Here is an 11,791-nt window from a genome sequence, read left to right on the forward strand (position 1 = left end):
CCTTATTTGTCTTTAGATGAGTAATTTTATGCAAGACATTAAAACCGAACTACAGCAAATAAGCACTGAGCTTCATAGCCACAACATCCGTTATTACGTTGATGATGCGCCCAGCATTCCTGATGCAGAATATGACAGATTAATGCAACGTTTGATTGCAATTGAAACTGCTCATCCCGAGTTAATCAGTAGTGATTCACCGACCCAGCGAGTGGGCGGTGCGCCGTTAGCCAAATTTGATCAAATTACTCATTTAAAACCGATGTTGAGTTTGGATAACGCGTTTGAACAAGCAGATTTTGAGGCGTTCAATAAACGGGTCACCGATAAAGTTGATACCGTGAGCTATTGCTGTGAGCCCAAGCTTGATGGATTAGCTGTCAGCATTTTATATCGCAATGGAGTCCTTGAACGCGCTGCCACCCGAGGCGACGGTGCTGTAGGTGAAGATATCACTGAAAATGTCCGTACCATTAATTCTGTACCGCTAAAGCTGCGGGGTGATAATTACCCAGAACTATTGGAAGTACGCGGTGAAGTGATTATGCCAAAAGCTGCATTTGATGCCCTAAACGAACGTCAATTAAGCAAAGGTGAAAAGGTATTTGTTAACCCTAGAAATGCAGCCGCAGGCAGTTTGCGTCAATTAGACAGTAAAATAACCTCAACCCGCGCCTTAGGTTTTTACGCTTATGCTCTAGGCGTGGTTGAAGGTGAAGTGACCCCATTAGCTGACAGTCACTTTGGCCAACTTAACCAGTTAAAAGGTTGGGGCTTACCATTAAGTCAAGAAGTTAAAGTGTGTGACACCCTGCCTGAAGTGTTTGCCTACTACGCTGACATAATGGCAAGACGAAGCGCACTGTCTTATGAAATTGATGGTGTGGTGATTAAGGTTAACGACATTACCAAGCAAACGACTTTGGGCTTTGTCGCACGTGCGCCTCGCTGGGCTATCGCTTACAAATTCCCAGCTCAAGAAGAAATGACCTTACTAGAAGAAGTTGATTTTCAAGTGGGCCGTACAGGCGCGGTTACGCCAGTTGCTAGGTTAAAACCTGTTTTTGTTGGCGGTGTGACGGTATCCAATGCCACTTTGCATAATGCTGATGAAATTGCTCGATTGGGTGTAAAAGTAGGTGATACCGTTATTATTCGCCGTGCGGGTGATGTTATCCCACAAATAGTCGCTATCGTGCCTGAAAAGCGCCCTGAAGATGCTAAAGATATTACATTTCCAACAGAGTGCCCAGTTTGTCAAAGCTTGGTTGAACGCCTAGAAGGCGAGGCTGTTGCTCGCTGTAGTGGCGGTCTATTTTGCGAAGCTCAACGTAAAGAAGCGATTAAACACTTTGCTTCACGTAAAGCACTTAACATTGATGGTATGGGCGATAAAGTTGTTGAACAACTCATTGATAAAGAGTTAGTTCAAAGCCCTGCAGAGCTATTCACCATTACTGCGTCAATGGTCACCATGCTTGAACGAATGGCAATGAAATCTGCCACTAAACTTATTGCAGCCATTGATGATGCTAAAAAAACGACCTTGTCGCGTTTTATCTATGCCTTAGGAATCCGCGAAGTCGGTGAAGCTACAGCTGCGAACTTAGCGAGTCACTATAAAACCTTAGAGGCGATAAAAGCCGCTAACGTTGATGAATTAATGGAAGTGGATGATGTAGGTGCTATTGTTGCTAAACATATTTGCCACTTTTTCGCTCAGCCTCACAACCTCGAGGTGATTGATAAACTTATTGAAGCTGGGGTAAGTTGGCCAGCAATTGAAGCTGTGGATGAAGCAGAGTTAAGCCTTAAAGGTCAAACATGGGTCTTAACTGGGACTTTAACCCAGTTAAATCGTAATGATGCAAAAGCGCAATTACAAGCAATGGGCGCTAAAGTGGCAGGTAGTGTGTCTAAAAATACTGATTGTCTTGTTGCTGGTGAAGCAGCAGGCTCAAAATTGGCTAAAGCGCAAGATTTAGGGATAAAAATCATGGATGAAGACCAGCTTTTGGCTTTATTGAATGGTTAACCTAATACTTTAAGTAATAAGCCCTGAGCATTAACTCCTGTGCCCCATATGTATGTCGGTATGGGAGTTATTTACAGTGATATTACTGTTTAGATTTGGCATCTCGCTTGTTTTATGAGGTTTTGCCCTCATGTGTATTAAACAGTGACAGATTTTTTTAAATCTAAATCGTTAATAATAGGTACTCAGTGAATTTCAGTAATATCACTTGGCTAGATGAGAAAGGCCACATTAAACCACCCTTATTTTTGTATTTGATACTGATATTTTTGGCTCGTGGATGGTGTGTGTTTGCAGCATCGCTAACTCAGTTTAATGACCGCTCTGGTTTAGTCCGTTTATTTTATCCTGATAAAAGCGATTTTTTAATGGCATTAGTTGCAGGTGTCGGGGCTGTTATTATTTATGCGCTTATTATCGCAGAAAGAAAACGTGCACCGCAGTTTGCTAGGCCATTATTTAATAAGATTAAATACGGACTTTGGCTATTATTAATAGTCGATGCCATAATATTAAATCAACGGCTTATGCATGATGATTTTTTGTTTCGTGTTAGTTTTGCATTAGATGCGCTGTTTATCTTTTGGTCTTGTATCTATTTACTGAAGTCAAAGCGACTTCATTATTATTTTAATGACTGGCAGCAAGAGACAAACTATCAGCAAGCTGAGAAGTTAAAACAACAAGAAAATCCTTCTGAACCCGATGAAGACAGTGATAAGCAATTAATTGAACAAGCGGTGGATGACCATCATATAAAGCATTACAATCGACCAAGAAATCACAGTGCTTTATCACAGCCTTTAACGCCTAGCGATGGCCATTCAGATAATGAGGAAGCCGATGATGAGAATGAAAGCGCAGAAGCAATATTGCAGAAAAAGTAACAACTAATAAATAACAATGAATAAGTAAGTGAACAGGGACTATTACTCTGTTCGATGCAATTACCCAATGGATTAAATGGATATTTCGAAGGTAAGCAATAGTGTCAAAAACGGAATCAATTAATATACCTTTGTCACAATTGGTGGTTGGCCTGACGGTTAAACTGCCAATTTCGTGGTTCAATAATCCATTCTTCAGAAATAAAGTCCCCGTGACATCTCGCGCAGAAATCGAATTAATAAACAGCCTAGATATCACCTATGTAACGGTGATTGATGGTCATCATTTGTTAGCAAATGATGAAGACGTTAAAGAAGTGGTTGTTGAAGAGGTTGTGGCCGAGTTTGATATTCAAGGTGCGATAAAAAAATCGGTTCATTCTAGTCAGCAAAGGTTTAACAAGGCAGCTAGCGACTTAAGGCCTGCTTTTAGTAAAGTCATCAGCGATGCAGAAGTCTCATATAGAGAATCCGCCACAGTGGTTGAGCAATTGATGACTCACCTCAACGAAAGTAAGCAACCTGAAATTGTTTTTGTAACCAGTGTGGATAAAGAGCTTAGTATTACTCAGCACAGTGTGTCAGTTGCGGTGTTAGCAATGATGATGGCAAATAGTATTGGCTTGAGTCACAGCGAATTACGTGATTTAGCGTTAGGCTGTGTTTTCCATGATGTCGGCAAACTTAAAATTCCCGATGCAATTAGACGAAAACGCACAGATTTAACCACTGTTGAAGTTAATTATATGAAAACTCACCCAAATCTTGGTTATGAAATGCTAGATAGAAGTGGGTTATTTCCAGCGTCCGTGCTCGACATCGTGCTGCATCATCATGAGTTTTTAGATGGCAGTGGTTACCCCAATAAACTCACCGAAATTAAAATTCCTAAGTTGACTCAAATAGCGGCACTGGCAAATGACTATGCAGGCTTATTGATGAAGACTGGTTCACCGCAAGTGGCGCTGGGAACATTATTCAAAACTAGAATGGGCAAACACTCAAAAGACTTGATACAAGTATTAGTAAAAGTGTTGGGAATTTATCCACCAGGCTCAATAGTAAAACTATCTGATGGCAAGATTGCTAAAGTGATGATGACGTCACCTGAGTCAAAACAGCCTCATGTTTATAGTTGTAATGATCGCGGTGGACAGGCAACGTTTCGCTGTTTAACTGATGAAGATGTGACGATTATTGAAACTATTAAAATCGAATCTTTGTCAGAAAAATTAATCAGCACTTTACAAGCTAATAGCCCAGTTTGTTTCTATATTAGTCATATCATTGAGTAGCGTTCGAATAACGATCGAATTAATTCATCACACAATACCTTTAAACTCATATTACCCTCGGAATAATTAAATGAACAAAGTAGCAATTGTCGGCTGCGGCTGGTTCGGTTTACCGCTGGCTCAGCAATTAGTGAAAGATGGGCTGTTAGTGGCAGGCACTAAAAGAACTCAACAAGGTTGTGATGAGTTAGTTCAACAAGGCATTACACCGTTTGAGCTGGATTTAAGCCAAGTTAATGAGCAAACGATAGAGCATGATACGACGAGATTAGCGCCTCTTTTTGATGCTGATGTTCTAATTGCCAATATTCCACCAGGGCTAAGGCGGGGGGAGAGCCATTATCTAACGCACATTCAGCGGCTGAAGCAGCTCATTAATGGTCATGAGTACAAACGGGTGATTTTTATCAGTACCACAGGTGTTTATCCTCCAACGGATAAAGATATGTTTGAAACTGATGCCACGGCTTATGATGATAAAAGTGCGGTTTTGCTTGAAGCTGAATCTCATTTTGCTGCGATGCAAAATAGCTGCATTATTCGCTTTTCAGGATTGATTGGGCCTAAGAGGCACCCTGGGAAGTTCTTTGGGGGAAGGCAAGATATTGCTGGTGGTAATGTTGCAGTAAACCTTGTTCATCTTGATGATTGTATTGAAGCGATTCGCACTATTTTACAAGCGACTGAAAAAGGCACTGAAGTTGCGAGTATTTATAATTTAGCGGCGCCCAATCACCCCTCAAGAGCTGATTTTTATCAAGCTGCCGCAGTGCATTTAGGCTTGGATGCGCCGCAGTTCAATCACCAAGTTTTGCCAAGTAAGACCATTATTGGCAATTTAATTTGCCAACAGCTAGGTTTCAACTATATTCATCCCGATCCTGTTAAAATGCTTGATGCTTGTTAGTCCAGTTAATTAATTTTAAGTTGAATTGAGCTCAATCAATTGTTTCAACGATTGATTGCTTTACTGGCAGGGTTTAAGCATTGGTATTAATCCATGTTCAGGTATAATGCCGAGCATATTTATGATGAAAGGCCAATATTAAATGAGCAGCGAAGTTGCAGAGTTCCCACTATTAAGTGGCGATGAGTTTGTAGAGTTATATAAAGTATTAAAAGTACAAGGTTTAGTAGATGGCGGCGGCGCAGCTAAGCACGTTATCTCTGAAGGTTTCGTTAAAGTGAATAACGAAGTTGATACTCGCAAGCGTAAAAAATGTGTTGTGGGTGATGTCATTGAATTTAATGGCGAGCTCATTAAAATTGTTGCCAGTGCATAAGGACAGAACAATGCAATTTCCTGATGATGATAATGGTAAAATGTTAGCGGCTATGGCTGAATCTGGTATCGATTTATCGGTAGCATTGGATGTCGATTTCTTTTTAATTTTTGATGATCAGCGTGATGCTGAGTCAGCGCTTGAAGCATTAGCACAAACTGATCTTAATGGTGAGTTAGAGCTTAACTTCAGCGAAGAAATCGAAAAGTGGGAACTGATTGTTTGTTTAAACATGGTACCTAGCTATGACGATTTAGTCGCAAAAGAGATTGAGCTGAATACCTTTGCTCAAGAATTTGACGGCATGACTGACGGGTGGGGCGTAATGCAACATCAAGAAGGCGATGATGAGTTTGCTGACGAAGATGATCATCAATGTGATGATAATTGTTCACACACGCATTAATTTGCGTTGCACTCTTAATATGCGAATAGTTGATATTTGAGAGTGAGTCGGTGAAAACTTGCTCTGTGAAAAACTCTTGCGAAAAGCTCTTCAGTACATGACGGTTTGAATATCATTCTAGCCAATATGTTCACCAGTTAAATGATGAATATGTAGTGCCTGAATTGATTCATCAGTTAACGAAATAATTACTGTTAAGTTTATGAAAACAAAAACCACCTTTATGGTGGTTTTTTTGTGTCTTTTTGGCACCTTTCTATTATAGGATGGAGCCATATGCAGAAATAGATAACAATAATTATTAATGGAGTCGCATTCTCAATGGCAAGACATATTAGTTTTGGTACACCAGTTAACGACGCCGAGCGTTGGGCATTTTCTCTTTTATCCGAAGAACTTCCAGAAGATTATTTACTCCTTACCAATGTCGAAATCCCTACTCATACCGGCCAAGCTATGGAAGTCGATGCACTAGTTGTTGGTGAATTTGGTGTCTATGTTGTCGATGTAAAAGGTTATATTGGCCGTTTAAATGCAGGGCTTCATGCGTGGTCATTAGATGGCCGTCATGTGGATAATAGTTTGTCAAAAGCTAACTATGTTGCCCGAGTGTTGGCGGGTAAATTAAAAAACAAAATCCCAGTGGGAGTGTATGCGCCTTGGTGTCAAGGAATGGTATTTGTCACTGGCCGTAAAGGCGAAGAAATTCTTGTTGAAAAAGATACCGGCAAACTCAGTATTTACACTCCAGCAAAAATCATTGCAGCGCTGACCAAAGAGTGGGGCTTAACGGCGCCGCACATTCACCCAGTTACAGAAACACAAAAAGAAATGGTGTTAGACACCATAGGTCAAGTGGCTCTAGTTGAGCAGCGCAATAATAAGATTCAAGATTTTATTAAGCTTAAATGTCTGTTTTTACAACAAGGATTAGAAGTTTGGCAATCAGAGTATAACCCTGGTGGTTGGACTGCCCCTTGGTTACTTAAAATTTTAGTGATCAGTCAGTTTGAGGATGCTATAGAAGCTAACTCTCACGAACAGAAGTTACGTGATGAATTCAAACGAATTCAATCTCTGTCTGGGTGCAGCTGTGTGCCATTTTGCGCCCCCCTAATTCAAGACGGTGAGCAAGTCGTTCTACCCATCAGAATGCCCCGCGGCGTGCCATTGAATATTTTCGATGTAGAAAAACAAACAACTTACCAATTATTAGAGATTCTGCGTCGTAGTGTCACTGGACTGCAACAAATTCATCGCCGTGGCTACACCATTGGTGGCTGGGCTGATAACTGTATCTTTATTTCTGAAGATGCAGACGTTGAATTTATCGATATTAAAGACTCCTTGAACACCAGTGAGGATATTCAAGCTTACGCCAAAGCATTTTTGGATTTAGCTGAAAAGACATTGCAGCCACGTATTTACCAATGGTATCGCGCGGCAGCTAATGGCAGTACCATTGACTTAGATGCAATTCGCTGTGACTTATCGGCTCTTATCGACTTAGGTGTTTGTGATACTTTGCCGCAGAAAATCGAAGTGGAAAAAGGCGCCATCGTTGATCATCATTATCGTCTAGATCAATTTATCTCGGCGACTTCTCGTAGTCAGCTTTGGCGTGCAATGCATTTACAGGGTAATTACCCGTGCTGTGTTAGCGTTTATCAAGATGTTGATAGCCAATGGAATACTTTAAGCAATATGTACCGTAGTCTAGCCAAAATCTATCATCCACATGTTGAACGGGTACTCGCTTTTGGTCAGTTGCCTCAGTCAGATGATTTATTTATTGCCAGAGACTGGGTACAAGGTGTGGGACTTGATGAAGTGCCAACCATTGAAGTTGGTCAGCCTCGCTTGTGGTTTGTGCAAATTCTAACAGCTTTACAGTACCTTCACAGTTTAGATATTCACCACGGAGCTATTTGTCCGAAGAACATTATCTGTCGAGATGGAAAAGCGACGTTAGTCAATTTCGGTATTGGGTCAGATATTGCCGCCAGCCATTATGCCGCACAATATGCTGATCCAACTTTATGGTCTGTTGAAGGTGATGCTGAAAAAGATTTATATGGCCTTGTTGCAAGTTTTATCGACGCTATGGCGCCTGAATCAATTAAGCAAGGCTCAGGTGCAGATGCAATGCTACGCGCATTGCAACAATATGATAAACAATGGTTGGGTGAAGAGTTTTATGAAGCCTGTCATAAAATCTTAAAGTTTGAGTTTAGAATTGTGCCAAACATCAGCTATGCCAAACAATTAGGCTTAGATGAGAAGGAACTTGAAAATTCAGGCCTGTAAGTGAAGCACTTGCAGGCTTTAAAGAGTGTATGGAGCAGAAAAACAACCTTGAAAGATTAACAGACCATAGTAATCCATTAGGATTAATAACAATGTTCAATTGAGGAAAACGATGATTTTTAATCGTATAACTTTGACCGACTATAACGATATCTTGCCTTTATTTGCGCAATATATGTCGTTTTATGGTGTGGACTCTGCTGAGAGCGAACATGCATGTTATTTATCAGAGCGCTTAAAAAATAAAGATGCGTATATTTTTGCTGCTTATAATGATAAAAATCAAGCTGTCGGATTTGTGCTAAATTATCAAACTTTTTCTACCGTTGAGTTAGGTAAGGTGGTGGTTTTAAATGATCTATTTGTTGATGCCAGCTCAAGGAACCAAGGCATCGCCAATAAATTAATCCAATGCTCTATTGAATTTGCGCGAGGGATTGAAGCAGTACGTGTTGACTTAGGTACCGCCAAAGTGAACTTTCCAGCCCAATCAGTGTATGAAAAAATTGGCTTTGTGAAAGACACACGCTTCTTTTCCTATAGCTTATCAGTGAAAGGGCACCCTCCAGTAGGTTAGCTTTTTGCTGGTTGTTATATAAACTTACACGGCTAATACAAAAATAATAATGATAACTAGGATAGATATGCAAACTAACGAGTCTTATGGCATAGGTGTAACAGGTCAAAAATGGTCGGACGAACATAAAAAGCAATGGTTGTCGCAGCAACAGATAAAGCGCAGTTATCAGCAAGAAGTCGTCAGTAAAATTGATGCTTTACGAGCGCGTTTTACCGTGTCTCAATATGGTGCTCTTTCTTATGAGCAAGCTAAGTATCCATTACTCATGATTCAATCAGCATGGGACCCTGACAAGCCGTTTATTTTGGTGACTGGGGGAGTGCATGGTTATGAAACTAGCGGTGTGCAAGGCGCGATTCGTTTCGCTGAAACGAAAGCTGAGGAGTATGCTAAGCACTTTAATATTATCGTTGCCCCATGTGTGAGTCCTTGGGGGTATGAAACCATAAATCGTTGGAATCCAAATGCTGTCGATCCAAACCGTTCATTTTATGCCAATAGTCCTGCAGAAGAGTCCGCAGCTTTGCTTAATATGATGGCAGAGATTGGGGTTGATATTTTAGCTCATATTGATTTACATGAAACCACAGATACTGATAATTCAGAGTTTAGACCTGCACTGGCAGCTAGAGACGGTATAGTAAATAACAATTGGAATATTCCAGATGGTTTTTACTTAGTTGGCGATACAGAAAATCCACAAGCTGAATTTCAACGAGCCATTATTGAAGGGGTTGAAAAGGTCACTCATATTGCGCCTGCTGATGCCGATGGGAAATTGATTGGTGTTGAATTAGCCCAGTTCGGCGTTATTAATTATCCATGCGGTAAACTTGGTCTTTGTGCAGGTTTAACTCAAGCGCAATATAAAACCACCACCGAAGTGTACCCAGACAGTCCATTATCTGACGATGAAAATTGTATTTTGGCGCAAGTTGCTGCTATTTGTAGCGGGCTTGATTACCTATTGGGTCTTTAACATGAGTTGTGCACCGTAATAAAATGCCGCTTAACATGTTGAAATAGCATTCGCTAATTGAAATTAATGAAATTCAGGGCTTAACTGACTAGAACATTGGCTTTTTGTAGTGTCAGTCGTTTAATTATTGAATTAAAAACCTACTTTAGCGGTAGGTTTTTTTGTGCCTTTGATTTAGATCTTGCTCACGTTCTGGCTAATAAAGTCGCTTTGAGCTAGTCGGGCTGCTGGTTTGTTAGATGTGGATCACAGTTTTTAAATGGGGTTAAACATTCAGTTCGAGTTGAACAAATCGCTAAATGCCTTGTTTTGGAACTTAATTACCACAACATAAGTATGGTTACTGTTCGTTTTGGTCGCATAATACCACTTAAGTGAGGCGTTGCTCACATTTAGCTTGATTTCAAAAGTAATAAATTAACCGAAAAACAGTGCTTTATCTTAGTCCCTTGTGTGCTTTACATTGTTCTCAATAAAAATAAGGGAGGGCGCTTTAATGGAAAACACACCAAACAAGTCATCAACGGCAGTATCGAATAAAAAAGACTTTATTATTTTGTTTAGTAATATTGCGCTATTCGCTTTGCTGTACAATTTTTTACCTTTTGAGCCTGGCATAAATACTGGCTTATCACTGTTAATATTTGCTGCGATTTTATGGTTAACTGAAGCTATTCATATCAGTATCACAGCAATTTTGATTCCAATTATTGCTGTCTTTTTAGATGTGTTTGATACGCAAACAGCCATGAGCAACTTTGCTAACCCAATCATCTATTTATTCTTTGGTGGTTTTGTTTTAGCGGCAGCGCTAAATCATCAGGGTATTGATCGCTTAATTGCACAAAAAGTCCTGTTACTTTCCAAAGGTAAGCTCAGTATTGCTTGTTTGCTGTTATTTTTGGTGACAGCTGTACTGTCTATGTGGATCAGTAATACTGCTACGGCGGCAATGATGTTGCCATTGGCGTTAGGTATATTGCATCAACTTGATTTTAAACATCATAAAACCACTTACTTATTTGTGCTTCTAGGTATTGCTTATTCAGCTAATATTGGTGGTATTGGTACTTTAGTCGGAAGCCCACCAAATGCGATTGCAGCAGCTCAAGTCGGGCTAACCTTTAGTGATTGGCTTGCATTTGGCTTACCTACTGTTGCCTTAATGCTACCTGCTATGTTGATAGCGTTATACATTTTTCTAAAGCCCGACCTATCGGCTACTTGTGAAATCAAGTCAGAGACAGAGTCTTTGTCTACAAGTGGTAAGCTGACTTTAGTCATCTTTTTAGCGACGGTTTGTTGTTGGATTTTCAGTAAACCGCTTTCTCAAGCGTTAGGTGGAATTAGTAAGTTCGATACCATTGTCGCATTAGGCGCCGTTGTGGTGCTTGCCGGTCTTAAGTTAGTTGATTGGAAAAAGATTGAATCGACTACCGATTGGGGGGTATTAATCTTATTTGGTGGTGGCTTAACATTAAGTGCAGTGCTTAAAGCGACTGGTACCAGTGTATTCTTAGCTCATTTCGTGACTGATATTTTTGGTAATGCGCATATGGCATTGTTTGTGATTGCTGTGATTGCTTTTGTAGTAATGCTGACTGAGTTTGCCAGCAACACCGCCAGTGCAGCCTTATTAGTTCCAGTATTTGCTGCTATTGCGGAGCCATTAGGTTTATCACCAGTAATGATATCTGTGGTTATCGGTATCGCAGCATCGTGTGCATTTATGTTACCAGTGGCAACACCACCCAATGCGATAGTGTTTGGTTCAGGGTATATTAAGCAATCAGAAATGATGCGTGCGGGTATTATTATTAACTTCATCAGTATGTTTATTCTGTTCTTAATCACGAATTTTTTCTGGGGCTTTTAACTTAAGTTATCTTGTTTAGATGCTTCAGTTGTATAGCAGACATGAAAAAAGCAGCCTTGGCTGCTTTTTTTATGTTTTGAGTTTAATTAAACAACAGAATTGTTAATGGTTTCTTGCAATTAGTTTTATAAAATACACAATCT

At 40.2% G+C, this 11,791-nt stretch carries 9 protein-coding genes and 1 pseudogene; all 10 read left to right on the top strand.

The window, feature by feature from the left end:
• The first annotated feature begins 28 nt into the window (after positions 1-28).
• Positions 29-2,035 carry an NAD-dependent DNA ligase LigA gene (ligA, locus tag K5Q58_RS07970; protein WP_220753410.1) on the top strand — a complete coding sequence of 669 codons (2,007 nt, stop codon included), beginning with the start codon at positions 29-31 and terminating at the stop codon, positions 2,033-2,035.
• A 188-nt stretch (positions 2,036-2,223) separates the two neighbouring features.
• Positions 2,224-2,685: pseudogene (locus tag K5Q58_RS07975) on the top strand (DUF2919 domain-containing protein); the annotation flags it as partial.
• Between the two features lie 338 nt (positions 2,686-3,023).
• The gene (locus K5Q58_RS07980; RefSeq protein WP_220753412.1) at positions 3,024-4,217 is read left to right on the top strand and encodes an HD-GYP domain-containing protein; all 1,194 of its coding nucleotides are present in this window, start codon (positions 3,024-3,026) and stop codon (positions 4,215-4,217) included.
• A gap of 70 nt (positions 4,218-4,287) precedes the next feature.
• Positions 4,288-5,124, top strand: a complete 837-nt coding sequence (locus tag K5Q58_RS07985) for an SDR family oxidoreductase (protein WP_220753413.1) — start codon at positions 4,288-4,290, stop codon at positions 5,122-5,124.
• 142 nt (positions 5,125-5,266) lie between these two features.
• The gene (locus tag K5Q58_RS07990; protein WP_153915639.1) at positions 5,267-5,500 is read left to right on the top strand and encodes an RNA-binding S4 domain-containing protein; all 234 of its coding nucleotides are present in this window, start codon (positions 5,267-5,269) and stop codon (positions 5,498-5,500) included.
• A 10-nt stretch (positions 5,501-5,510) separates the two neighbouring features.
• A complete protein-coding gene (locus K5Q58_RS07995) occupies positions 5,511-5,906 on the top strand; it encodes a ribonuclease E inhibitor RraB (RefSeq protein WP_220753414.1) in 396 nt (131 codons plus the stop codon).
• A gap of 321 nt (positions 5,907-6,227) precedes the next feature.
• The gene (locus K5Q58_RS08000; RefSeq protein ID WP_220753415.1) at positions 6,228-8,213 is read left to right on the top strand and encodes an NERD domain-containing protein kinase family protein; all 1,986 of its coding nucleotides are present in this window, start codon (positions 6,228-6,230) and stop codon (positions 8,211-8,213) included.
• Positions 8,214-8,325: 112 nt separating this feature from the next.
• Positions 8,326-8,790, top strand: a complete 465-nt coding sequence (locus tag K5Q58_RS08005) for an N-acetyltransferase (protein ID WP_220753416.1) — start codon at positions 8,326-8,328, stop codon at positions 8,788-8,790.
• A 67-nt stretch (positions 8,791-8,857) separates the two neighbouring features.
• The gene (locus K5Q58_RS08010; RefSeq protein ID WP_220753417.1) at positions 8,858-9,772 is read left to right on the top strand and encodes a M14 family metallocarboxypeptidase; all 915 of its coding nucleotides are present in this window, start codon (positions 8,858-8,860) and stop codon (positions 9,770-9,772) included.
• 496 nt (positions 9,773-10,268) lie between these two features.
• The gene (locus K5Q58_RS08015) at positions 10,269-11,648 is read left to right on the top strand and encodes a DASS family sodium-coupled anion symporter (protein WP_220753418.1); all 1,380 of its coding nucleotides are present in this window, start codon (positions 10,269-10,271) and stop codon (positions 11,646-11,648) included.
• Positions 11,649-11,791: the final 143 nt, after the last annotated feature.

Source organism: Shewanella sp. KT0246 (genome assembly GCF_019654955.1).
GTDB classification, from domain to species: domain Bacteria; phylum Pseudomonadota; class Gammaproteobacteria; order Enterobacterales; family Shewanellaceae; genus Shewanella; species Shewanella goraebulensis.

Coding starts and splice junctions, on each gene's coding strand:
- K5Q58_RS08010 (WP_220753417.1), top strand. CDS start 8,858: ATGCAAACTAACGAGTCTTATGGCATAGGTGTAACAGGTCAAAAATGG.
- K5Q58_RS07995 (WP_220753414.1), top strand. CDS start 5,511: ATGCAATTTCCTGATGATGATAATGGTAAAATGTTAGCGGCTATGGCT.
- K5Q58_RS07990 (WP_153915639.1), top strand. CDS start 5,267: ATGAGCAGCGAAGTTGCAGAGTTCCCACTATTAAGTGGCGATGAGTTT.
- K5Q58_RS08000 (WP_220753415.1), top strand. CDS start 6,228: ATGGCAAGACATATTAGTTTTGGTACACCAGTTAACGACGCCGAGCGT.
- ligA (WP_220753410.1), top strand. CDS start 29: ATGCAAGACATTAAAACCGAACTACAGCAAATAAGCACTGAGCTTCAT.
- K5Q58_RS08015 (WP_220753418.1), top strand. CDS start 10,269: ATGGAAAACACACCAAACAAGTCATCAACGGCAGTATCGAATAAAAAA.
- K5Q58_RS08005 (WP_220753416.1), top strand. CDS start 8,326: ATGATTTTTAATCGTATAACTTTGACCGACTATAACGATATCTTGCCT.
- K5Q58_RS07985 (WP_220753413.1), top strand. CDS start 4,288: ATGAACAAAGTAGCAATTGTCGGCTGCGGCTGGTTCGGTTTACCGCTG.